Annotated in this window: 27 protein-coding genes; 18 read left to right on the forward strand and 9 right to left on the reverse strand. The window is 40.4% G+C overall.

Features of this window, described 5'->3' with window-relative positions; translation table 11 throughout:
- From ABPH35_RS06215 to ABPH35_RS06225, 3 genes are all read right to left on the reverse strand, one after another.
- Nucleotides 1–204, reverse strand: a 204-nt coding sequence (locus ABPH35_RS06215; RefSeq protein ID WP_349988899.1) for a transposase, incomplete at its 3' end; no start/stop codon positions are given.
- 163 nt (nt 205–367) lie between these two features.
- On the reverse strand, nt 368–604 hold the full coding sequence (gene tnpB, locus ABPH35_RS06220; RefSeq protein ID WP_349988898.1) for an IS66 family insertion sequence element accessory protein TnpB: 237 nt from the start codon (nt 602–604) through the stop codon (nt 368–370).
- Complete coding sequence (locus tag ABPH35_RS06225) at nt 585–770, reverse strand: hypothetical protein (protein WP_349988897.1); 186 nt, start codon at nt 768–770, stop codon at nt 585–587. Before ABPH35_RS06225 ends, tnpB begins: the two co-directional genes overlap by 20 nt.
- A 195-nt stretch (nt 771–965) precedes the next feature.
- Between ABPH35_RS06225 and nth the strand changes: the two genes are divergently transcribed.
- The 7 genes from nth to ABPH35_RS06260 all read left to right on the forward strand — a co-directional run bounded on the left by nth (nt 966) and on the right by ABPH35_RS06260 (nt 9,969).
- A complete protein-coding gene (gene nth, locus ABPH35_RS06230) occupies nt 966–1,589 on the forward strand; it encodes an endonuclease III (RefSeq protein WP_349988896.1) in 624 nt (207 codons plus the stop codon).
- Nucleotides 1,590–1,918: 329 nt separating this feature from the next.
- Nucleotides 1,919–2,902, forward strand: a complete 984-nt coding sequence (guaC, locus tag ABPH35_RS06235; protein WP_349988895.1) for a GMP reductase — start codon at nt 1,919–1,921, stop codon at nt 2,900–2,902.
- A gap of 66 nt (nt 2,903–2,968) precedes the next feature.
- Entirely contained in the window at nt 2,969–3,916 is a 948-nt protein-coding gene (locus ABPH35_RS06240; RefSeq protein ID WP_349988894.1) for an alpha/beta hydrolase, read from the forward strand.
- 104 nt (nt 3,917–4,020) lie between these two features.
- Nucleotides 4,021–6,606: an SSURE domain-containing protein gene (locus ABPH35_RS06245; protein WP_368849671.1), complete on the forward strand. Its 2,586-nt coding sequence runs from the start codon at nt 4,021–4,023 to the stop codon at nt 6,604–6,606.
- Nucleotides 6,607–6,763: 157 nt separating this feature from the next.
- Nucleotides 6,764–7,450: a response regulator transcription factor gene (locus ABPH35_RS06250; protein WP_349988892.1), complete on the forward strand. Its 687-nt coding sequence runs from the start codon at nt 6,764–6,766 to the stop codon at nt 7,448–7,450.
- Nucleotides 7,451–8,482: a sensor histidine kinase gene (locus ABPH35_RS06255; RefSeq protein ID WP_349988891.1), complete on the forward strand. Its 1,032-nt coding sequence runs from the start codon at nt 7,451–7,453 to the stop codon at nt 8,480–8,482. It abuts the gene before it with no gap.
- 140 nt (nt 8,483–8,622) lie between these two features.
- Nucleotides 8,623–9,969, forward strand: a complete 1,347-nt coding sequence (locus ABPH35_RS06260) for an MATE family efflux transporter (protein ID WP_349988890.1) — start codon at nt 8,623–8,625, stop codon at nt 9,967–9,969.
- Nucleotides 9,970–10,117: 148 nt separating this feature from the next.
- On the opposite strand, the gene ABPH35_RS06265 is transcribed toward ABPH35_RS06260, so the two are convergent.
- The gene (locus tag ABPH35_RS06265) at nt 10,118–10,303 is read right to left on the reverse strand and encodes a 4-oxalocrotonate tautomerase (protein ID WP_067090338.1); all 186 of its coding nucleotides are present in this window, start codon (nt 10,301–10,303) and stop codon (nt 10,118–10,120) included.
- A 154-nt stretch (nt 10,304–10,457) separates the two neighbouring features.
- Here ABPH35_RS06265 and ABPH35_RS06270 point away from each other — a divergent pair, with 154 nt between their 5' ends.
- The 11 genes from ABPH35_RS06270 (at nt 10,458) to ABPH35_RS06320 (ending at nt 18,076) form a co-directional block, all read left to right on the forward strand.
- Nucleotides 10,458–11,027, forward strand: coding sequence for a thymidine kinase (locus tag ABPH35_RS06270; protein ID WP_349988889.1), 570 nt, complete (start codon nt 10,458–10,460; stop codon nt 11,025–11,027).
- Nucleotides 11,028–11,035: 8 nt separating this feature from the next.
- Nucleotides 11,036–12,115: a peptide chain release factor 1 gene (gene prfA / locus ABPH35_RS06275; protein WP_349988888.1), complete on the forward strand. Its 1,080-nt coding sequence runs from the start codon at nt 11,036–11,038 to the stop codon at nt 12,113–12,115.
- Complete coding sequence (gene prmC / locus ABPH35_RS06280; RefSeq protein ID WP_349988887.1) at nt 12,115–12,945, forward strand: peptide chain release factor N(5)-glutamine methyltransferase; 831 nt, start codon at nt 12,115–12,117, stop codon at nt 12,943–12,945. Before prfA ends, prmC begins: the two co-directional genes overlap by 1 nt.
- Nucleotides 12,938–13,543 carry an L-threonylcarbamoyladenylate synthase gene (locus ABPH35_RS06285; protein WP_349988901.1) on the forward strand — a complete coding sequence of 202 codons (606 nt, stop codon included), beginning with the start codon at nt 12,938–12,940 and terminating at the stop codon, nt 13,541–13,543. Before prmC ends, ABPH35_RS06285 begins: the two co-directional genes overlap by 8 nt.
- Entirely contained in the window at nt 13,540–14,796 is a 1,257-nt protein-coding gene (glyA, locus tag ABPH35_RS06290; protein ID WP_349988886.1) for a serine hydroxymethyltransferase, read from the forward strand. The genes ABPH35_RS06285 and glyA overlap by 4 nt, the downstream gene beginning before the upstream one ends.
- A 5-nt stretch (nt 14,797–14,801) precedes the next feature.
- Nucleotides 14,802–15,776 (forward strand): nucleoid-associated protein, encoded by a 975-nt coding sequence (locus ABPH35_RS06295; RefSeq protein ID WP_349988885.1) that lies wholly within the window; start codon nt 14,802–14,804, stop codon nt 15,774–15,776.
- Nucleotide 15,777: 1 nt separating this feature from the next.
- Nucleotides 15,778–16,377, forward strand: a complete 600-nt coding sequence (locus ABPH35_RS06300; RefSeq protein WP_349988884.1) for a lysozyme family protein — start codon at nt 15,778–15,780, stop codon at nt 16,375–16,377.
- Between the two features lie 114 nt (nt 16,378–16,491).
- On the forward strand, nt 16,492–17,250 hold the full coding sequence (locus tag ABPH35_RS06305; protein ID WP_349988883.1) for an SDR family NAD(P)-dependent oxidoreductase: 759 nt from the start codon (nt 16,492–16,494) through the stop codon (nt 17,248–17,250).
- 12 nt (nt 17,251–17,262) lie between these two features.
- Nucleotides 17,263–17,679, forward strand: coding sequence for a hypothetical protein (locus ABPH35_RS06310; RefSeq protein WP_349988902.1), 417 nt, complete (start codon nt 17,263–17,265; stop codon nt 17,677–17,679).
- Entirely contained in the window at nt 17,630–17,800 is a 171-nt protein-coding gene (locus ABPH35_RS06315; RefSeq protein ID WP_368849672.1) for a DUF6290 family protein, read from the forward strand. The genes ABPH35_RS06310 and ABPH35_RS06315 overlap by 50 nt, the downstream gene beginning before the upstream one ends.
- Before the next feature lie 9 nt (nt 17,801–17,809).
- On the forward strand, nt 17,810–18,076 hold the full coding sequence (locus tag ABPH35_RS06320; RefSeq protein ID WP_349988882.1) for a type II toxin-antitoxin system RelE family toxin: 267 nt from the start codon (nt 17,810–17,812) through the stop codon (nt 18,074–18,076).
- Nucleotides 18,077–18,298: 222 nt separating this feature from the next.
- Here the strand turns inward: ABPH35_RS06320 and ABPH35_RS06325 are convergent, their stop codons facing one another.
- The 5 genes from ABPH35_RS06325 to ABPH35_RS06345 all read right to left on the reverse strand — a co-directional run bounded on the left by ABPH35_RS06325 (nt 18,299) and on the right by ABPH35_RS06345 (nt 21,504).
- Nucleotides 18,299–19,618 (reverse strand): tyrosine-type recombinase/integrase, encoded by a 1,320-nt coding sequence (locus ABPH35_RS06325; protein ID WP_349988881.1) that lies wholly within the window; start codon nt 19,616–19,618, stop codon nt 18,299–18,301.
- A gap of 6 nt (nt 19,619–19,624) precedes the next feature.
- Nucleotides 19,625–19,831 carry a DUF3173 domain-containing protein gene (locus tag ABPH35_RS06330; protein WP_349988880.1) on the reverse strand — a complete coding sequence of 69 codons (207 nt, stop codon included), beginning with the start codon at nt 19,829–19,831 and terminating at the stop codon, nt 19,625–19,627.
- Nucleotides 19,832–19,901: 70 nt separating this feature from the next.
- Nucleotides 19,902–20,042: a hypothetical protein gene (locus ABPH35_RS06335; protein WP_368849673.1), complete on the reverse strand. Its 141-nt coding sequence runs from the start codon at nt 20,040–20,042 to the stop codon at nt 19,902–19,904.
- Entirely contained in the window at nt 20,039–20,281 is a 243-nt protein-coding gene (locus ABPH35_RS06340; protein WP_349988879.1) for a hypothetical protein, read from the reverse strand. Before ABPH35_RS06340 ends, ABPH35_RS06335 begins: the two co-directional genes overlap by 4 nt.
- 314 nt (nt 20,282–20,595) lie before the next feature.
- Nucleotides 20,596–21,504, reverse strand: coding sequence for a phage integrase N-terminal SAM-like domain-containing protein (locus ABPH35_RS06345; RefSeq protein WP_349988878.1), 909 nt, complete (start codon nt 21,502–21,504; stop codon nt 20,596–20,598).
- Nucleotides 21,505–21,793: the final 289 nt, after the last annotated feature.

The following is a 21,793-nucleotide window of genomic DNA, read 5'->3' on the forward strand; positions in this document are numbered from 1 at the left end:
ACTGGGTAAGTCAGCGTCTTCCTCTAGGAGACTCTCCTCACCAAATAAACTCAACTGACCAGGTTGATAAACAACCTTCTCTGATGACTTTCCGTAGAGTTTCTGAGTCAGATAAGCCACCTGTTCACGAAGGAGGGCAAGTTCATTTGTGAGTTGTTGGCTAACAGCTGCTTGTTGTTTAATAATGGCTACTAACTCTTCCATAGTCTCATCCTCCTGTTTTCTTTATTATACCGAAAAGAAAGCCATGATTTCAATAGAAATCACGACTTTTTGAAGCATTTATTTTGGGAAAGGCGGAAAATCCTTTCATCAGCCAGTCAACTTGTTCAGATGTTAGGGCTTTGACTTCATTTTCATCACTTGGCTAGGTCAATTTCCCATTCTCAAAGCGTTTGTAAAGCAACCAAAATCCTTGTCCGTCCCAGTAAAGAGCTTTGAACCGGTCTTTTCGACCTCCGCAGAAGAGAAAGACCTGTCCTGAGAAGGGATCCAGATTGAACTGACTTTTGACAAGATAGGCCAAGGAATCAATCCCTTGGCGCATATCTGTTTTCCCACAAACCAAGTAAACTTGTCCTAAATCACTGAGTCGGATGGTCATAGACTAGTACCTTATCCAAGATTGTTTCCAATACCTCTTGGTTAATAGAGTGGAAGAATGTGACTTCCACTTTGCCGAGACGAATTTTCATCAGAATATCGTTTCTGCTTTTCTTTTCAAAGCGTCGAGATTGGGGAACAGTCAATGGGACGATGGGGTGTGACATAAAAAAACCTCCAGTTTTGTTTTTATAACAGTATACTGGAGAACTGACAATCTCGGTAGATACCTCGTTATGGGGCGCTTACGAAAAATGAAATGCGAAGTATGGAAGAACTCTATCCGTTAAACCAGTTTTTTTCTTTCTGCTACCCTGTATGTTATAATAGGACTTAAGGAAGAATAGAAGAAGTGAGAGTGTATGGTTTTATCAAAAAAACGAGCTAGAAAAGTAATTGAAGAAATAATTGCCCTATATCCTGATGCCAAGCCTAGTTTGGATTTTCGCAATCATTTTGAACTGTTGGTGGCAGTCATGTTATCGGCCCAGACAACGGATGCAGCGGTAAACAAGGCAACACCAGCTTTATTTGCAGCCCTACCGACCCCTGAAAAAATGGCAGCAGCCAGTGAATCGGAAATTGCCAGCTATATTTCACAGCTTGGTCTCTATCGTAACAAGGCAAAATTCCTCAAAGAATGCGCTCAGCAGTTGCTGGATCGACACAATGGTATCGTACCGCAAACCAGAGAAGAATTAGAAGCTTTATCAGGAGTGGGACGGAAAACTGCCAATGTGGTAATGAGTGTTGGTTTTGGTATTCCTGCTTTTGCGGTGGATACTCATGTTGGTCGTATCTGTAAGCACCATGATATTGTCAAGAAATCAGCCACACCGCTTGAAACAGAAAAGCGCGTCATGGAAGTATTGCCGCCAGAATTGTGGCTCAAAGCTCATCAAGCCATGATCTATTTTGGTCGTGAGGTGTGTCATCCTAAGAATCCAGAATGTGCCAACTACCCTCAGTTATATGAATTTGATTGAGGAATAGTAAGAATATATTTTTCTCTCATTGCAGTCGTCAGATTGTGATTTTTTGCGGAGAGAATTCTCATATCTTGGAGAATTGCGTATTTCTGAACCCTCTAGTTACTCAGCGAAAAGAGAACTTTTTGAAGATTATTCGACCAAGAAACGAACAATGCTTATATAACAAAATAAAAATATCTATATAAAACGAACATTTGAAAGTGATATAGTTTTAAAATTGACAAAAAACAAACGTTTCTGTATAATAAGTTAAGGAAACGTCAAGAAAGGCGTAGCGATGCAAGATAGCATAGGTAGGTCATTTTATCTAAAGGAGAGCTGAAATGCTTAACGAATTCCCTATTTTTGACTATGAAGACATTCAATTGATTCCAAACAAATGTATCATCAAGAGTCGTGCAGAGGCGGATACTCGGGTAACCTTGGGAAACCATACCTTTAAACTACCGGTTGTACCTGCAAACATGCAGACCATTATTGATGAAAATGTAGCAGAGCAATTGGCAAAAGATGGTTATTTTTATATCATGCACCGTTTTGATGAAGCTGGACGAATTCCATTTATCAAGCGTATGCATGAACAAGGCTTGATTGCTTCTATCTCAGTTGGGGTTAAAGAATACGAGTATGAGTTTGTGACCCAGTTGAAAGACGATGCACCAGAATATATTACCATCGATATTGCTCACGGTCATGCCGATAGCGTGATTCGAATGATCCAACACATCAAAAAAGAATTGCCAGATACCTTTGTGATTGCAGGAAATGTTGGAACGCCTGAGGCAGTTCGTGAATTAGAAAATGCAGGAGCAGATGCGACCAAGGTTGGGATTGGCCCAGGGAAGGTGTGTATCACCAAGGTGAAAACTGGTTTCGGTACTGGTGGTTGGCAATTAGCTGCCCTACGCTGGTGTGCCAAAGCTGCTCGTAAACCTATCATCGCAGATGGCGGTATCCGCACCCATGGTGATATTGCTAAATCCATTCGTTTTGGGGCAAGCATGGTCATGATTGGCTCACTCTTTGCTGGTCACATTGAAAGCCCAGGAAAAACGATTGAAGTAGACGGCGAACAATTCAAAGAATACTACGGATCTGCTTCTGAATACCAAAAAGGGGCTTATAAGAACGTAGAAGGTAAGAAAATTTTGTTGCCAGCTAAAGGACATTTGAAAGATACCTTGATTGAAATGGAACAAGATTTGCAAAGCTCAATTTCTTACGCAGGTGGCAAGGATATTTCGAGCTTGAAACATGTAGATTATGTCATTGTGAAAAATTCAATTTGGAATGGTGATGCCCACTAATACTAGATAAGATAAAATCTGCTGGCTAGAGCGTTCAGCGGATTCTTTCTACGCAGAGGAGAAAGGATGAAACAAAAAATTGTCATACTTGCTATAGCTTCTACACTTGGGATAGGGACAGTAATGACCGCTTGCGCGAAACAGCAAACACCTGCTGCTAGTCCATCCAGTCATTCATCGAGCATGCAGACCCCCCAGCAAAGTAGCTCAATAGAAGAAGTTGCCCAAAAGGATAGGATAGTACCTAGTCAGGAAATTATACAGGAAGAAGTGTTCATTCCTCGAGATAGTTATCAGATTTACGGTCGTTTGTTTGCCCCAGCAGGGTATCAGAATAAGCAGCTACCTATGATTATTATTTCGCACGGCTTTAACAACACCTTGGAATTTGTTGCTTCCTATGCTGAGCAACTTGCTCATAAGGGTTACCTAGTCTATGCTTTTGACTTTGTTGGCGGTAGCGCTCAAAGTAGGAGTGGAGGCAGTATACTGGAAATGTCTGTGTTTACTGAACAGGCTGATTTGCAGGCTGTGCTGAACCATTGGAGTAATGAGGACCATGTGGATACGAATGCTTTGATTCTCATGGGCTATAGTCAGGGTGGTGTTGTGTCAACCCTTGTTGCTAGTGAGAACCCGCAGATTAAGGGACTAGTGACATTGAATGCTGCTTTTGTTTTATTTGATGATGCACGGGACTTGTTTGAAGATACGGCAAACATTCCAGCGATTTATAACCATAGGGGAACAAATCTTGGTAAAGTCTATTTTGAAAATCTTTTAGATTATGACATTTATCAACAGATGCCACAGATTCAGGCAAGAGCACTGATTATTCAGGGGAGTCAGGATGCTATCATTCCCTTAGGTTACGCTGAACGAGCAGTAGAGAGCATACCGAATGCCCAATTAAAAGTGGTAGACGGAGCAGACCATATCTTTAGCGGTCAGGAGATATCGGAGGTTCTTACGAGTATTGATAGCTATTTACAAAATATCCTGAAAACAAGATAAATGATAAAAAATAAGAAATAATTAAGAAATAATTAAGAATTCGCTTACATCTACTTAATAAAGTTCTGCTATAATTCCTATATCAAAAATAAAGGAGGCCAGCAATGGCAAATAGAGAACGATATACAGTATTTTCAATTCGTAAGTTTAAGGCAGGAGTTGCTTCTGTTTTGATCGCTAGCGGATTTTTCATTTCTCTAGGATATCATACAAGTGTTCAAGCTGATGAAATCATAGAGCCTAAAGAAGAAATACTTGCTCCAGCAAACGATAAGAAGGAGAGTGAACCAGTTTTAGATAAACAGCCTGAGGGAGAAAAGGTTGCTGAAACGGAAGTTACTAAAGAAGAGGAGGGAGAAAAAATTCCTGAAGGAACAACTTTTAGAGCAGATCGTCCTGCTACAGGGGTGACCCCTGAAGTTGTTAAGGAAGAAATTAAAGATACAATCAATGATGAGACAGAATTACCTGCTGCCTACCTTGAAAAAGCCAACGAAGATGGCACAGGCCCTTTCCTTGCAGGTGTCAATGGCACAATTCCATTTGAAGCATTTGGTGGAGATGGTATGTTGACTCGCACATTATTAAAAGCAGCTAAGGATGCTCCTTGGTCTGATAATGGTAAGGCAGAAAATCCAGCTATCTTACCTGTTGAAAGTTTGCCACCAAAAACTTACTTCTATCAAGTTGCTCTTGATGGAAACGCTGCTGGTAAGACTGGTCAAGAATTGATTAACACATTAAAAGCAGCTGGTACCCATACTTACACTGCGACTGTTAAAGTATTTGGTGCAAACGGCGATAAAGCTGACGAAAGTAATGTTGTTGCAGAACGAGCAGTTAGCTTGAAAATCAACGGCTTGACGGCAGCGACAGATGTGAAGAAAGCCGTGGAGGAAAATATCAAAGCAGAAACAACCGTTCCTGCAGCCTATCTTGAAAAAGCTAACGCTGATGGTTCTGGACCTTTCCTTGCCGGAGTAAATGGCACAATTCCATTCGAATTCTTCGGTGGGGACGGTATGCTTACTCGCTTGCTTCTTAAAGCATCTAACAAAGCTCCTTGGTCTGACAATGGCTCTGCCAAGAACGCTCCTATCTTGCCTCTCGATACTCTTACAAAGGGTCAATATTATTATCAGGTAGCTCTTGATGGAGATGCGGCTGGTAAGACAGGACAAGACCTCATCAATGCCTTGAAAGACGCTGGCACACACACCTACACTGCAACCGTCAATGTCTTCGGAAACAAAGACGGCAAGGCAGACGAAAGTAACGTAGTAGCCACTCGCCAAGTGAAAGTAAACGTAAATGGCTTGACGGCAGCGACAGATGTGAAGAAAGCCGTGGAGGAAAATATCAAAACAGAAACAACCGTTCCTGCAGCCTATCTTGAAAAAGCTAACGCTGATGGTTCTGGCCCTTTCCTTGCCGGAGTAAATGGCACAATTCCATTCGAATTCTTCGGTGGAGACGGCATGCTTACTCGCTTGCTCCTCGGTGCTTCTGACAAAGCTCCTTGGTCTGACAATGGCTCTGCCAAGAACGCTCCTATCTTGCCTCTCGATACTCTTACAAAGGGTCAATATTATTATCAGGTAGCTCTTGATGGAGATGCGGCTGGTAAGACAGGACAAGACCTCATCAATGCCTTGAAAGACGCTGGCACACACACTTACACTGCAACCGTCAATGTCTTCGGAAACAAAGACGGCAAGGCAGACGAAAGCAACGTAGTAGCCACTCGCCAAGTGAAAGTAAACGTAAATGGATTGACGGCAGCGACAGATGTGAAGGATGCTATCGAGTTGAATCTTAAAGCGAAGACAGAAGTACCAGCGGATTACCTCAAGAATGCCAATGTAGATGGAACAGGTCCATTCCTCGCTGGCGTGAACGGAGTCATCCCGTTTGAATTCTTCGGTGGAGACGGCATGCTTACTCGCTTGCTTCTTAAAGCATCTAACAAAGCTCCTTGGTCTGACAACGGTTCTGCCATGAACGCTCCTATCTTGCCTCTTGATACTCTTACAAAGGGTCAATATTATTATCAAGTAGCCCTTGACGGAGCAGCAACAGATAAGACAGGCAAGGACTTACTAGATGTCTTGAAAGGTGGTTCACATGTCTTTAAAGCAACGGTTAAAGTGTATGGAAATAAAGATGGTAAAGCTGATTTAATGAATGTCATTGCAGAACGTCAAGTATACGTTGAAGTACCTAACCTAATGCATATGACATCAGTAAAACCGGGTCATACTATGTTGCCATCTCAAAAAATGCCAACAATGAATCGCCCAATGTTCAATCATCCAACTATGACAAGACCAACTGGCCAAGCGCCATTTATCAAGAATCCAGCTATGCAGCATTCAAACACTCAAGCACCAGTTGTACAGCAACCAATTCTTAAAGCTCTCGTTACACAACAATCAGTTGCTAATGCTCCGCAAGTTCAATCACATCAAGTATCTATGCCAGAAACAATGAAGGACACCGCAGTTTCAACTGAGGTACGTCCAGCGACTGATATGAAGCAAGAAAAACCAGCAGCTATGATGCAAGATAAGATGATGAAGAAAGAACTTCCACAGACAGGTTCAGAAAGTTCAGCTACCCTTACGCTGATTGGAATGGCCTTGGCTAGCTTTGCAGGATTGGCTTTGCGTAAAAAATCAGAAAATGAATGACATTCAATGATTTCTTGTCTGCTTAGAAAAAATTCGCTTGTCTAATAAGAATAGAGTATTTACTAAGGATTTTTTTAGAGTATGACTTGAAAGATTTGCCAAAATAGTGTTATACTTGCAGGAGTATAACACTATTTTGTATGAAGGAGGTTTTGTGATGAATAAAACAATCTTATTAGTCGATGACGAGATTGAGATTACCGAAATCAATCGCCGCTATTTGGCTCAGGAAGGTTATACAGTGCACATTGCCCACAATGGAGCAGAGGCATTGGAACTCTATAAAAAAGAATCTATTGCCTTGATTATCACGGACATCATGATGCCTATTATGGATGGCTATGACTTAATCAGCGAAGTGCAAGCAATCACGCCTGATCAGCCTTTTTTGTTCATCACTGCAAAAACCTCCGATATGGATAAAATTTACTCGCTCAGCTTAGGAGCAGATGATTTTATCAGTAAACCCTTTAGTCCAAGGGAATTGGTCTTGCGGGTCAATAATATCCTGCGCCGTATTCATCGGAATCACCAGCAAGAAGAATATGTCCAAGTGGGAGATTTAAACATTAATCACATCACGCGCCAAGCTTTTATTCAAAATAAGGAATTAAACTTGACCAATAAAGAATTTGAATTGCTTTGGATCTTGTTGAGCAATCCGCAACGGGTCTTTTCAAAAACAGAGCTGTATGACCGGGTCTGGCAGGAAGAATATATTGATGATACTAATACACTCAATGTCCATATCCATGGTCTTCGGAATGCTCTGTCAAAATATGCGACGCCTGAGACCCCTACCATTAAGACTGTTTGGGGTCTAGGTTATAAGTTGGAGGTGTAAATGAAGTTAAAATATTTTATTCTCATCGGCTACTTGACCTCCACCTTGATCATCTTCTTATCCCTCATGTGGGCGGTTAATCGGATGCTGATTCCTGAAAAAGGGGAAATTTTTATTCTCTTGACAACGCTTGTTGCTAGTCTTGTGGGAGCTTTTGTCAGCCTAATACTGATGAGGCGGGTCTTTACATCCTTGGAAAAATTAACCAATCATATTGAAGGGATTTCTCAAAATCATTTTGAAACCATTGATGATATTCACAGTCCGATTGAATTTCAGGAATTTGCCCAAACCTTAAATACGATGACCTCAAAGTTGGAGGATAGTTTTCAGTCATTAGAAACGAGCGAAAAAGAAAAAAATATCATGATTGCGCAACTCTCTCACGATATTAAAACACCGATTACGTCTATTCAGGCGACAATTGAGGGAATGCTAGACGGCTTAATTCTAGAAAATGAACGCGATTATTATCTCAAAACCATTCGAAGGCAGACCGATCGGCTCAATAAATTGGTCGAATCTCTCAATAATGTCACTCTCAATACGCTTGAGCGAGAAGAAGGCCCCTTGCAAGCTATTTTCATCGATAAGCTGCTGATTGATACCTTGTCAGAGTTTCAATTGAAGCTAGACCAAGAAGAACGAGAAGTGGATATTCAGGTAGAGCCTAGCTCTGCTAAAATAATCAGTGATTATGATAAGCTCCTGCGCATTTTGGTCAATCTAGTCAGCAATGCGCTCAAGTATTCTCCAAGTGGATCGCCCTTACAGATTCAGGCTTTCTTAACGGATGAACAGCTAACAATCACCGTTAAAGATTATGGACAAGGGATTCCTAAGGAAGAATTGCATCAGATTTTTAAACTCCTCTACCGTGTGGAATCTTCTCGCAATATGAGTACCGGTGGCTATGGATTGGGCTTATATATCGCTCAGGAACTCGCTCATCAACTCAATGGTCAGATTACGGTCCAAAGTGAATTGGGTCAGGGTTCGGCCTTTTCGCTGACTTTACGGATGAGAGAGTAGTAAAGAAAGTTGGGGACAAGAAGTGGAAGGCTAGCAGTAATGCTTGACCTTCCTTTTCACGTTCTTTAAGTTGACATTTGTTCACTTCTTCCTTAAAATAAAAATAAATTAACAAGATATGTAAAAAACTAGGAGTATTCATGTACCAAACAGCAACTTGGCGAGAAAAAATCCGCTTATTTATACAGATTTTTGTGCCCATTTTAATTTATCAATTTGCGAACTTTTCAGCCAGTTTTATCGATACCATGATGACTGGCCAATACAGTACGGTAGATTTAGCCGGTGTTTCGATGGCGACCAGTTTGTGGAATCCTTTTTTTGCCTTATCGACGGGGATTGTGTCAGCCCTTGTTCCGATTATTGGACAGCATTTGGGTAGCGGTGCTAAGGAATCTATTCGTAAAGAATTGCACCAATTTATCTATTTAGCCCTTGGGCTTGCCCTGATTTTACTGTTTCTTGTCTTTGGGGGTGCGGTGCCTATTTTAGGTACGCTTCGTTTGGAAAGAGCGGTGTTCCAAGTGGCAGAGTGCTATCTCTTTTATATTTCGATTGGTATTTTTCCCCTTTTGTTATTCAGCGTTTTTCGTTCCTTTTTTGATTCCCTTGGCTTAACAAGACTATCCATGTATTTGATGCTCTTGATTGTGCCCTTTAATTCCTTTTTCAATTATCTGTTGATTTATGGAAGATGGGGCTTACCAAGACTAGGAGGAGCAGGTACTGGATTGGGTACAGCCCTTTCTTATTGGGCGGTTCTTCTGATTGTCCTTATGGTTATGTATTGTCATCCCAAGGTCAAGGAATATCAAATTTGGAAGATTAGCACGCTTGATCGGTCCTTTATAAAAGAAGATTTGAGAATCGGTCTGCCAATTGGATTGCAGATTTTTGCGGAAGTTGCGATTTTTGCAGTTGCGGGACTCTATATGTCTAAATTCTCTTCACAGGTGATTGCCTCACATCAAGCTGCGATGAACTTTGCAACATTACTATATGCCTTTCCTTTAAGTATTTCTTCGGCCTTACCAATTGTAATTTCCTATGAAGTTGGTGCCAAGCGCTATCAAGATGTCAGAGAATATAGTCTCTTGGGCCGTTTGAGCGCCATCGGATTTGCCTCCCTAACCTTGTCCTTCCTATATTTCTTTAGACCAATGGTGGCAACTCTGTATGGTCATGATTCAGCCTTTATTGAGCTCACTTCTCAATTTCTGACCTATGCCCTCTTTTTTCAGCTGGCTGATGCTTTTACTGCACCGATACAAGGTATTTTACGAGGCTACAAGGATACAACGATTCCCTTTGTTATTGGGCTTGTCTCCTACTGGAGCATGACCTTTCCAATTGCCTTTTTACTTGATAGCCGAACATCGCTAGGGCCGTTTGCTTATTGGATTGGTCTTGTCGTGGGAATTTTCATCTGTGGTATTTGTCTCAATATTCGCTTAAATTATGTTGCAAAACAGATCACTACAAAATAGTCGTATATAGCGAAACCTTGGAGTTTTCTAAGGCTTTTTTGTATCAATAGAAAAGGGCATATGCAAAGTTAGTAGCAAGGAAAAGGTTGGTTCAAACAAGAAAAAAACTTGAGAAATCGACATTCTCAAGGGACAATATAGACGCCCATTATCCTTTGCGTTTCATTTCACCGTGGGGATAGTAGGTACCTTCTGGCATGTCGTTGATGAAGACATGAATCGCTTCTTTTGGAGCATTAGTATTCCGAGAGACAACTTCTGTTACTTCACGTGCAAGCGCAATTTTTTGTTCTTCTGTCCGCCCTTCAAATAAATCAATTCGTACAAATGGCATAAGGTTCTCCTTTTTCTTTACTAGGACTAGTATAGCATATTTCTTAGGAGAGCGATAGCCGAACGGAAACGTTTTTTTCTTTTTCTCTAGTACCGCATTTGGTGAATTTATGGTAGAATGGAATGAATGAGTTTGATAGATTGGAAAGAAAAAAGTGGCTCAATTTTATTTTAAATATGGTTCCATGAACTCTGGAAAGACCATTGAGATTTTGAAAGTGGCGCATAATTACGAGGAACAGGGCAAGAATGTTGTGATCATGACCTCAGCACTAGACACACGAGCAGGTGTGGGAGTGGTTGCTAGTCGTATCGGAATGCAACGAGAAGCAGTTGCCATTACAGCGGAAATGGATGTCTATGATTATATTGCTGATTTGTCCTTAAAACCTTACTGTGTGCTCATTGATGAGGCTCAGTTTTTGACTAAGCAACATGTGTATGATTTTGCGCGCGTGGTCGATGAACTAGACGTGCCGGTCATGGCCTTTGGTTTAAAAAATGATTTTCGCAACGACTTATTTGAGGGTTCGAAGCATTTGTTACTACTAGCTGATAAGCTAGATGAGATTAAGACCATTTGTCAGTATTGTTCCAAAAAGGCAACCATGGTCTTGAGGACGGTGAATGGTGAGCCGGTTTATGAGGGGGAGCAGATTCAAATCGGGGGCAATGAAACCTATATACCCGTGTGTCGCAGACACTATTTTGCACCAGAAAGATAGGAGAAAAGATGAATATTTATGATCAATTGCAGGCGGTGGAAGACCGCTACGATGAACTTGGGGAATTGCTGAGCGACCCAGATGTGGTCAGCGATACCAAACGTTTTATGGACTTATCAAAAGAAGAAGCAGCAACCCGTGATACGGTAACAGCCTACCGTGAGTATAAAAAAGTCTTGCAAAATATTCTTGATGCAGAAGAGATGATTAAGGATGCTTCTGGTGATGCTGACCTAGAAGAAATGGCCAAGGAAGAGCTCAAGACAGCTAAAGCTGATAAGGAAGCCTACGAAGAAAAATTGAAGATTTTGCTCCTGCCAAAAGACCCAAATGATGACAAGAATATCATCTTGGAAATCCGTGGGGCCGCTGGTGGTGATGAAGCAGCCCTCTTTGCAGGAGATTTGCTGACCATGTACCAAAAATTCGCAGAAAGCCAAGGCTGGCGCTTTGAAGTCATGGAGGCTTCTTATAATGGTGTTGGAGGTATCAAAGAAGTTGTTGCCATGGTATCGGGTCAATCGGTTTATTCTAAGTTGAAGTACGAATCAGGGGCTCACCGTGTGCAACGTGTACCTGTTACAGAGAGCCAAGGGCGTGTCCATACTTCAACGGCAACGGTCTTGATTATGCCAGAAATCGAAGAGGTCGAGTATGACATTGATCCAAAAGACTTGCGGATTGACATTTACCATGCCTCAGGTGCTGGTGGACAGAACGTCAATAAGGTGGCAACTGCTGTGCGGATTGTCCATTTACCAACCAATATCAAGGTAGAAATGCAAGAAGAACGAACCCAGCAGAAAAACCGCGACAAGGCAATGAAGGTCATTCGGGCCCGAGTAGCAGACCACTTTGCGCAGATTGCCCAAGATGAACAAGATGCAGAGCGTAAGTCAACGATTGGTACAGGGGATCGTTCAGAGCGGATTCGTACCTACAATTTCCCTCAAAACCGTGTAACGGACCACCGCATTGGCTTGACGCTTCAAAAACTCGACACGATTTTATCTGGTAAAATGGATGAGGTGATTGATGCCTTGGTACTCTATGACCAAACACAAAAATTAGAAGAGTTAAACAAATAATGAATTACGCACAATTGTTTTCGCACTATGAAAGCAAGTTGGACGAGGTGGGAGAGGAGCCAGAAAGTCTAGCCTATACTTTTCGTGCATTGAAGAAGCTGACTCTGACAGATTTCGTCTTATTGCTGACGAAAGAAGTAACGAAAGACGATGAGAATCTCTTAGAGCTGATTTTCCAGCAGCTGGCGCATCACTATCCAGCTCAGTACATTATCGGGAAAGCCGACTTTCATGGTCTGGAATTGATGGTAGACCCGCGCGTGCTGATTCCTCGTCCTGAAACAGAGGAGTTGGTGGATTTGATTCTGGCTGAAAATCCGACAGAAAATCTTTCTGTCTTAGATATTGGGACAGGAAGTGGGGCTATTGCAATCAGTCTTGTTAAGGCGCAGCCGAACTGGAAGGTAACGGCAACAGACATTTCACTAGATGCTCTTGCTGTTGCTCAAGAAAATGCCCATAAGCAGCAGGTGCAGCTATCCTTTATCAAGTCGGATGTTTGGGAAAATATAGACGGGCCATTTGACATGATTGTCTCTAATCCGCCCTATATAGCACGAGAAGATGTGGAAGAAGTTGGCTTAAATGTGCTTCATTCAGAGCCACACATAGCCTTATTTGCAGACGAAGACGGACTTGTCATTTATCGACAGATTGCGAAAAGGGCAGCAGAATTTCTAACGGAAAAAGGAAAAGTTTACCTAGAGACTGGTTATAAGCAGGGACAACAAGTAAAAGACATTTTCCAAACGGCTTTTCCAGAAAAACGTGTCCGAGTTCTCAAAGACCAATTTGGTCAGGATAGGATGGTGGTGGTGGATGATGGATAAGATTGCACAGATGTTAGAAGCTGGTGGGGCAGTCGTACTCCCTACAGAAACAGTCTATGGCTTGTTTGGTCGTGCCTTAGATAAAGAAGCCGTACAACGTGTCTATGCTCTCAAAAAACGTCCGCTAGATAAAGCGATGAATTTAAATGTTGCCTCATTAGAAGAGATTCTAGCCTTTTCCAAAAACCAACCAGCTTTCTTACCGCAACTCGTTGACCGTTTTTTACCTGGTCCCTTAACTATTATTTTACAAGCAAATGACCAAGTCCCTCACTGGGTTAATTCTGGGATGAAGACAGTTGGTTTTCGGATTCCTAGCCATCCTGTGACACTTGATTTGATTAAATCATTTGGACCTCTGATTGGACCGTCTGCGAATCTCTCTGGAAAGACAAGTGGTGTCTTGTTTGATCAGATTATAGAGGACTTCCATGGAGAGGTTATCGGGGTAAAAGATGACGATTTCTTAACAGGACAAGATTCGACGATTTTGGACTTGTCAGAAGAAAAGGCTCAGATTTTACGCCAAGGTGCTATCACCTGCGAGGACCTTCTCGCTCAGCTACCAGAACTCACATTTAAAGGAGAGAACGCATGATTTTTGATAAAGAAGATTACAAGGAATTTGATAAAGAACTATGGGATGCTATTTCCGCAGAAGAAAAGCGTCAGCAACACAATATTGAATTAATTGCTTCAGAAAATGTTGTTTCAAAAGCGGTCATGGCCGCTCAAGGTTCTATTTTAACCAATAAATACGCAGAAGGCTATCCTAGTCGCCGTTACTATGGAGGAACGGAATGCGTCGATATTGTAGAAAGTCTTGCCATTGAGCGTGCAAAAGAAATCTTTGGCGCAAAATTTGCCAATGTCCAACCTCATTCTGGTAGCCAAGCCAACTGTGCAGCCTACATGGCTTTGATTGAGCCGGGCGATACAGTCATGGGAATGGATTTAGCAGCAGGGGGGCACTTGACCCACGGAGCTGCTGTTAGCTTTTCTGGTCAAACCTACAACTTTGTCGCTTACAACGTTGATAAAGAAACGGGATTGCTTGACTACGATGCCCTTTTAGCCCAAGCAAAAGAAGTACAACCAAAACTTATTGTCGCAGGGGCTTCTGCCTATTCACGTATCATTGATTTTGCAAAGTTCCGTGAAATTGCAGACAGCGTTGGTGCAAAACTCATGGTTGATATGGCGCATATCGCTGGGCTTGTCGCAGCAGGGCTGCATCCAAATCCAGTACCTTATGCTCATATCACAACCACAACGACTCACAAGACCCTCCGTGGACCTCGTGGTGGTTTGATTTTGACTAACGATGAGGACTTGGCAAAGAAAATCAACTCTGCTATCTTCCCTGGTATCCAAGGTGGACCACTGGAACACGTGATTGCTGCAAAAGCAGTTGCCTTCAAGGAAGTTTTAGATCCAGCCTTTAAGGAATATGCTCAAAATGTTATTGCAAATAGCAAGACGATGGCAGATGTTTTCCTAGCACATGACAAATTCCGCGTTATTACAGGTGGAACAGACAATCACCTTTTCCTTGTTGATGTGACTAAGGTCGTTGAAAATGGAAAAGTAGCCCAAAATCTCTTGGACGAAGTGCATATTACCCTAAATAAAAACTCTATTCCATTTGAAACCTTGTCACCATTTAAGACAAGTGGTATTCGAATTGGTTCTGCAGCGATTACTGCTCGTGGATTCGGTATTGAAGAAGCCCGCAAGGTGGCTGAATTGACGGTAAAAGCCTTAGAAAATGCGGATAATGAAGCAGTTCTTGAAGAAGTGCGCCAAGAAGTACGGGCCCTAACAGATGCCTTTCCGCTTTATGAGGCTTAACCTTCATGGACATTTATATTAAAGAAGCTGTTATTCATCAGTTCAGTCCAGAAGATACCGAACTGAATCTAGCAGATAAGATCTTAACGATTACCCCAAAGATTGAGGAGTATCTCCGAAAGAAAATCGAACGTTCCTATTCCGATGAAGCAAAGACAGGTCAATTGAGAGCTGAAAGCTCCTTTCTTGATTATCTGTCCGATAATTTGCTAGAGACTTCTGTCTCGATTGCCAATCTGTGGAAAGAAGAATTTTCCGTTTCAGAAAACCTTAAAACCAACGACTTGATTTTTATTTACTTTGAGAAAAATGGAGTGGAACATTTTGCCTTTTTACGCATCTCACTTCGAGAAAGTTTAGTCCATGTAGGTGCAGAAAGCGATAGCCCCCTCAAACTCACCCAGAACAATCTGCCTAGTGCAGGTTCTGCTCCTGATGAGGCTCTGATTCTCAACTTGCAAACCCACAAATATCACCTGATTGAAAAACGGATTAAGTATAATGGAACTTTTTTAAATTATTTTTCAGATAATGTCCTACAAGACAATCCAGTTATTTCAGCCAAGAAATCGATAAAGGCAGTTGAGCAAACGGCTCAAAAAATTGCGGAGAATTTCAACCAAGCTGATTTCCAATTTCAATCCAAAGTCAAGTCAGCTATTTTCAATCACCTGGAAGAAGACAATGCCCTATCTCCAGAGAAATTGGCCAATCAACTCTTTGATGGTAACTTAACTGCCCGCCTCACATTTGTGGACGAGCTCAAAGATGTTATTCCAGAAACAGTGAGCTTTGAGGAAATTGACAGTAGCCGACAATTGAAAAAGTTTGAAAATCAGAAGTTATCCCTCTCAAATGGGATTGAGCTGATTGTTCCAACAACTATTTATGAGGATGCTGAGTCCGTTGAATTTATCCAGAATGACAATGGGACTTATTCTATCCTGATCAAGAATATAGAAGACATTAAGAGCAAATAACATGAGAAAACTAACAAGAACGATTGCCCTCATCGTCCTTGTTTTTCTAGCTTATCAATTCTACAAAGTGCACCAAGCTGTCAAACAGGTCATGACCTATCAACCCATGGTGCAGGAAATCTTAGCCCAAAATGATACCAAGGCTAATGAAGAATTAGTACTAGCAATGATTTACACGGAAACGAAGGGGCAGCAAGCTGATGTCATGCAATCAAGCGAATCAGCTTCAGGATATGCAGATACAATTACAGATAGCAAGGAAAGTATCCGCCAGGGTGTGGAGTATCTCACTCAAAATCTAACCCTTGCAGAAGAAGCCAAGGTCGATGTTTGGACAGCTGTTCAAGCCTATAATTATGGACCAGCTTATATTGATTACATTGCCCAAAATGGTGGGAAAAATACGATTGAGTTAGCAACAACCTATTCAAAAGAAGTGGTTGCCCCTAGTCTTGGGAATACCACCGCCGCAACCTATACCTATTATCACCCCATGGCCCTGTTAAACGGCGGCAAACTCTATGTGAATGGCGGGAATATCTACTACTCACGGCAAGTATCCTTCAATGTCTACTTGATTCGTTTGATGACTTTATTTTAGAAGCAAAAAAGAGCAAAAAGGCAGACACTATTTATGGTTTTCTGCTTTTTTCTTCTCTCCATTCATTTTTCTCAAAAAAAGTGGTATAATGAAGATGAGAAAAGGAGGGGCGATATGGCACGATATGTATTGATTACTGGCGCGACAAGTGGTATCGGAAAGGCGATTGCCTATGCATTTGCTGAAAATCGAGATCATCTGATTATTACGGGACGAAGAGTGGAGAAGTTAAAAGAGATTCAGGCAGACATGATAGCAAGATATGGCGTCACTGTCCATTACTATCAAATGGATGTCACACAAGAAGCAGAAGTAGTAGCCATTTGTGAGCAGATTCTTGCTCAGGTTCCTCAAATAGATATCCTAGTCAACAATGCGGGATTAGCTTTAGGACTTGATAAATTTTATGAATCGAAAGTGTCTGATATGGTCACCATGCTGGATACCAATGTCAAGGGCTTGCTGTATGTGACCAGACAGATCTTACCAAGCATGGTTGAACGAAATACAGGCCATGTCATCAATATTGGCTCAACAGCAGGGATTTATGCCTATGCTGGTGCAGCAGTTTATGCAGCTACCAAATCAGCAGTCAAGTTCTTGAGTGACGGTATCCGTATTGATACGATTGAGACAAATATCAAGGTAACGACCATTCAGCCAGGGATTGTTGAGACAGATTTTAGTGCGGTGCGTTTTCATGGAGACATGGAAAGAGCAGCGACAGTTTACCAAGGCATTGAAGCACTACAAACAGAGGATATTGCGCAAAGCGTTCTATTTGTGGTCAACCAGCCTCGTCATGTTCAGATCTCAGATATGACTATTATGGCTACCCAGCAAGCAACAGGCTTCACCATCCATAGAGATTAGGAGGAGATACAGATGAAAAAGACCTACAAGATATGTTTTACTCTACTATCAACTTTGTTGTTATTGACGGCTTGTTCCCAAGGTAAAGACCAGTCTAGTAAGGAAAGTTCCTCCATTACTACAAGTCAGACGGTCAGTAGCAGTTCAACTGCTTCTTCAAGTAGTACAGAACCGAGCAGTAGTTTATCTGCTGTAGATGCTTTACATGGTAAAAACACAGGTGTAGCCCTTGAAAGCGGTCAAGATACAATCAACTATGCCACTATGATATTGGGTGAAAAAGAATGGCAAGTAATTGAAGATAATTATAATCGTACAGATGCCATACCGTTTAACCTTCTACAAGGAAATGATACCACTCTCTATCGTGTCTACCAAAATGGCGTCATTACGGATATGGACGGTACCATTATCCATCAACCTTCATGAAAATGAATGGAATCTTTTCAAGATACGTTTGACATGGCAAAGCCTTTCTAGCTTGTTTAAAGAAGCCCTAGAGTGTGACATTAAAAATGAGTATGATTTAAAAATTTATCATCAAGCCTAGGCTTGTAAGATGTACCAACTAGAATATTTGAAAAAGGCTCAAAAGCAGATTAAAAAACTATATAAACCAATTCAGATGTTACTATTTGCTAGGATAGATAAGTATTTAGAAGGGACCGATAATCCAAGAGCGAACGGAAAAGGCTTGACAGGCAAAGGCAATCATGCTAAGGAGTTGCGTTACCGTATCGGTGATTACCGATTGATTTGCCATATTCAAGATGATAAGTTGATTATTTTGGCACTTGAATTTGGGTATCGCCGAGATATTTATTGACAAACGAAGATGTAAATCTTATTCGTTATACTCAAGCAGACTTGAGAGAAGTTAGATAAAAAATAGCACCTTGAAGCGGGTGCTATTTTGTTTACTTAACGGATATGAAAAGAATGGGAGTGGAACTCAATTGTGATTTCATAGAAATTGATTCTCCTAACTCCTTTATTTTTAGGTTCGGGCTAAAATAATCCACTGGATTATTTTACTCCCACTCAATAGTTACAACCTTCTTATAAACGTTGATATATCAGAGTTTGTTAGACTTTCAACTATTTTTGGTGGGGAAGCTGGTGGGGTTGATAATCGTTCTGGTAATAGTGACTGATTGCCATTAAACTTGACTAAGCTTTTGTTTGAAGGGCAAAAGTTTATATTACCAACCATATTACTCGTAATAGTTTCATCGGCTCCACTCCATAGGTGTGAGTAATGCTTCAAAGTAATTTCTGGGCTAGAATGACCAAGTCTACGTGATAGAATTAAAATGGACACATTAAACTCATTAATCAAATATGAAGCATGAGAATGTCGTAAGCCTTTAGCTTGTATTGGTTTAATATTTGCTAGTTTTGCATATCGCTTTATAATTCTTGATATTGTAGATTTTAACATAGGAAAACCATCATAAGAAAACACAAAATCGTTTTCCTTACCTAAACCAAATTCTTTTTGAATTTCTCGCCACCGTTTTAGTATTTGAATAGTATCTTTATCAATGCTAATCATGCGTTTTCCATCTTCAGTTTTAGTATATGAATTACGCCACCATTCAGATTTAGATTTTACGACCAACATATGATGGACACGAATTCGTGCTTTACTCAAGTCAATATCTGCCCACTGTAATGCACAACCCTCGTTTACACGCACACCAGTCATAAAGTAAGTCCATAGCATGACGAAACAAAGGTGTTCATAAACATCATCTAAAAATATCGTTGAGATGACTGCTTCAAATTCTGCTTTATTCCAGTACGGTACAATAGCTTTCCCTTTTGGAATTGCTTTAGCTCTCGTAGATATATTTTGCTCAATATACCCCATTTGTAAAGCGTAGTCTAAAGATTTACGAAACATACCAAAAATTAAGCTGGCATAGCTTTGTGAGTATCCCGAACCACCATCGTTGCTATCCATTAATAGCCATGTTCGAAAGGCTTGAACCTGTTCCAATCTGATATTTCTTAAAGAAGTCTCAGCAAATCTATCACGAATTTTCTCTAAGTTTTTTTCACGAACACTAAATGTGCTATCTTGAACCGTTGTTTTATAATAGGGAATATAATAAGTATCCATGAATTGCTTATAGGTCATTCTGTAGTTTGAGAATCCTTGAGATTTGTGATACTCCCGTTTTATACGAGTTAGCTCTTTATATGCTTCACTAGCAGAAGTGAAAACTTTTCCATTCTGGTCTTTGCGTCCTTTTTTACGGATTCGTTTTCCTGTGATTCTATCTACGCCAAGTTCAGTTTGATAAAAAAATTTGCCTTGTCCATCAATATAGACACCTGTATATTTAGTTGTTTGTTGAGACATAGTTATTTACTCCTCCTTTAAATTATCGAGAAGTGAAATACCAAGAATTGATCCAACGGTCGTGACAGGTACTCGCCCTAACCGACGATTATGATAAAAAGCATATCCTTGTTGTACCATAATTTGTTTTGCTTGTCTAATAATAACCGTTGCTGTATGTTCTGTATAGCCTAGCTTTACTAGGTCATTTTTATTTATAGTTGTATTTTGCATATTATCTACTCCTTATATTTGTTTTTTTCATCATATTTTGAGATAATAGCAACAACAGAAATGGTCGTTGCTATTTTTGTTGTGTTGTGGGGTTATTGTTGTCGGTTTGGTCGTTTACATTGATAACCTTTTTATTTTTGTTCCACTGCATATTGTGAATTACTTTTTTCACAAGTTTATCTGCTGCAACATTCACTGGATATTCGTTCAATATTTCATTTCCACCTCGTTTGATGCTTTGATAGAATATTCCAGATCGTTGTTGATGTATACGATAGAGTATCTAAACTTTCCGTCAATTTCTTCAATTGAACCGAGTGGCACCACATTTAAAACAGGAATAACATCAGTTATATACTCATTTCCTTTCTTCTCGCTAATCATTATCATTGGTTGTGTTTTTTGTTTTAGAACTTCTGAAAGAGTCCAATTCCAATTTATTTTAGTCATAAGGTAATTTCCTTTCAATATTTTTTAATCTAAAAAGTTAACTTTTCGCAGTGATATAAAATTTTATAAATTACACTTTTTGTATACAAAAGTATTATGCCGTAAAAGTTCAAAATAAAAACAATTTTTTCAAAAAAATAGCACGATATTCAGGATATTTTATTCCAAATGGCTGATTAGGATATAGAAAAAGACAAACAATTTTACGTTGTTTATCTTTGGTTTGAGATTGGTACTATTTCTGATGAATAGAATAAAGTAGCTTTTTCCTTTATTGAAAGTTAGCATATCGTAAATTTCAAATAAACATCAGGCTATAAAATATAATTTGTGATTGTGACAGACAGTCTCCAGTGAGAGAGGTTTAAGACGGATACAGCCATGAGAGCAAGACGGTTATAGGTAGTAGGCATTCCTGTTTGGAGTGCTTTTTTATAATTTGCGCCTCGGAGTTTATATGCTTCATCTCTTAAATCGTAGATAAAAGTATTACGTTGTTTCACAAATTTTTTATTTGATTCCTCCCACAGTTTTTGATGTCCAATTTCCCAAAAGTTGATTAACTGTCTTTTAAGACTTCTAGCGTAGTTCTCATTTCGTTGTATTTTGTCTAAGAAGTAGAAGTAACAGTCTCGCGCGTGTTGGGCACGCATGCCATGAAAGTTAATCAGATTATTCATTTCTTGTTCTGAAAAAACCTTCTTATCCCTTGTAATATTTTGAAATGTTTTCAGTATGACTGGAACATCCTGGGGTAAAATCAGCTGTTCTTGGTACTTACCACCTTTCCCTCTTTTCACAATTACATAATAGTTTCCGTAGACGTCTTTCTTTAAATCTCCTCCTGTTAACTCTTTCAACTCGCTTCTACGAATACCGACTGCTTTTTGAAAATCAATAACGCGAGAGAAGCGAGAGTCGTTCTCTTGTCGCTTTCCTTGTGCATTTTTGTCACGTTTTCGACCACGTATAATTTTATCGCTAGTCCGCTTGTGTTTTCTTATTCTATTCATATTGATATCTGAGGCCTTGCAGATTGGGGCGAGATAGGTATGAATAGTGGCTGCTGTGTATTCTCTTGGATCATTACTTAAATCATTATGATAGGCTTGAATGACTTCTTCTGTAATCTCCTCTTTCTTTTTTAGATTGTGATCTTTAGCCCATTGCGAAAATCGGTTAATCGAGCGTTTATATGTTGTTCGTGTGCGATTGTTTGTCACGTTTTGAGTAGCTGTGATAAATAAATCATGTTTTAACTCGTGGTGCTAGTTACTCTCAGAATACAATAAAAAGCGCAAAAGGACTATACTGTAAGTGACCAAACAAACAGGAGGTTAGTCCAAATGAGCCACTTACAGTATATCGCTAAATCCCATCACTTACAATGGAACTATACTGTAAGTGACCAAACAAACAGGAGGTTAGTCCAAATGAGCCACTTACAGTATATCGCTAAATCCCATCACTTACAATGGAATATCAAACAATTATCAAAGATTTGCCATCAGC

This window comes from Streptococcus handemini, assembly GCF_040984445.1.
Classification (GTDB): domain Bacteria; phylum Bacillota; class Bacilli; order Lactobacillales; family Streptococcaceae; genus Streptococcus; species Streptococcus handemini.

Coding starts and splice junctions, on each gene's coding strand:
- ABPH35_RS06245 (WP_368849671.1), top strand. CDS start 4,021: ATGGCAAATAGAGAACGATATACAGTATTTTCAATTCGTAAGTTTAAG.
- ABPH35_RS06255 (WP_349988891.1), top strand. CDS start 7,451: ATGAAGTTAAAATATTTTATTCTCATCGGCTACTTGACCTCCACCTTG.
- ABPH35_RS06260 (WP_349988890.1), top strand. CDS start 8,623: ATGTACCAAACAGCAACTTGGCGAGAAAAAATCCGCTTATTTATACAG.
- ABPH35_RS06340 (WP_349988879.1), bottom strand. CDS start 20,281: ATGACTAAAATAAATTGGAATTGGACTCTTTCAGAAGTTCTAAAACAA.
- prmC (WP_349988887.1), top strand. CDS start 12,115: ATGAATTACGCACAATTGTTTTCGCACTATGAAAGCAAGTTGGACGAG.
- ABPH35_RS06315 (WP_368849672.1), top strand. CDS start 17,630: ATGGCGTCATTACGGATATGGACGGTACCATTATCCATCAACCTTCAT.
- ABPH35_RS06250 (WP_349988892.1), top strand. CDS start 6,764: ATGAATAAAACAATCTTATTAGTCGATGACGAGATTGAGATTACCGAA.
- glyA (WP_349988886.1), top strand. CDS start 13,540: ATGATTTTTGATAAAGAAGATTACAAGGAATTTGATAAAGAACTATGG.
- ABPH35_RS06225 (WP_349988897.1), bottom strand. CDS start 770: ATGTCACACCCCATCGTCCCATTGACTGTTCCCCAATCTCGACGCTTT.
- ABPH35_RS06285 (WP_349988901.1), top strand. CDS start 12,938: ATGGATAAGATTGCACAGATGTTAGAAGCTGGTGGGGCAGTCGTACTC.
- prfA (WP_349988888.1), top strand. CDS start 11,036: ATGAATATTTATGATCAATTGCAGGCGGTGGAAGACCGCTACGATGAA.
- nth (WP_349988896.1), top strand. CDS start 966: ATGGTTTTATCAAAAAAACGAGCTAGAAAAGTAATTGAAGAAATAATT.
- ABPH35_RS06265 (WP_067090338.1), bottom strand. CDS start 10,303: ATGCCATTTGTACGAATTGATTTATTTGAAGGGCGGACAGAAGAACAA.
- guaC (WP_349988895.1), top strand. CDS start 1,919: ATGCTTAACGAATTCCCTATTTTTGACTATGAAGACATTCAATTGATT.
- ABPH35_RS06295 (WP_349988885.1), top strand. CDS start 14,802: ATGGACATTTATATTAAAGAAGCTGTTATTCATCAGTTCAGTCCAGAA.
- tnpB (WP_349988898.1), bottom strand. CDS start 604: ATGACCATCCGACTCAGTGATTTAGGACAAGTTTACTTGGTTTGTGGG.
- ABPH35_RS06310 (WP_349988902.1), top strand. CDS start 17,263: ATGAAAAAGACCTACAAGATATGTTTTACTCTACTATCAACTTTGTTG.
- ABPH35_RS06305 (WP_349988883.1), top strand. CDS start 16,492: ATGGCACGATATGTATTGATTACTGGCGCGACAAGTGGTATCGGAAAG.
- ABPH35_RS06320 (WP_349988882.1), top strand. CDS start 17,810: ATGTACCAACTAGAATATTTGAAAAAGGCTCAAAAGCAGATTAAAAAA.
- ABPH35_RS06300 (WP_349988884.1), top strand. CDS start 15,778: ATGAGAAAACTAACAAGAACGATTGCCCTCATCGTCCTTGTTTTTCTA.
- ABPH35_RS06330 (WP_349988880.1), bottom strand. CDS start 19,831: ATGCAAAATACAACTATAAATAAAAATGACCTAGTAAAGCTAGGCTAT.
- ABPH35_RS06240 (WP_349988894.1), top strand. CDS start 2,969: ATGAAACAAAAAATTGTCATACTTGCTATAGCTTCTACACTTGGGATA.
- ABPH35_RS06325 (WP_349988881.1), bottom strand. CDS start 19,618: ATGTCTCAACAAACAACTAAATATACAGGTGTCTATATTGATGGACAA.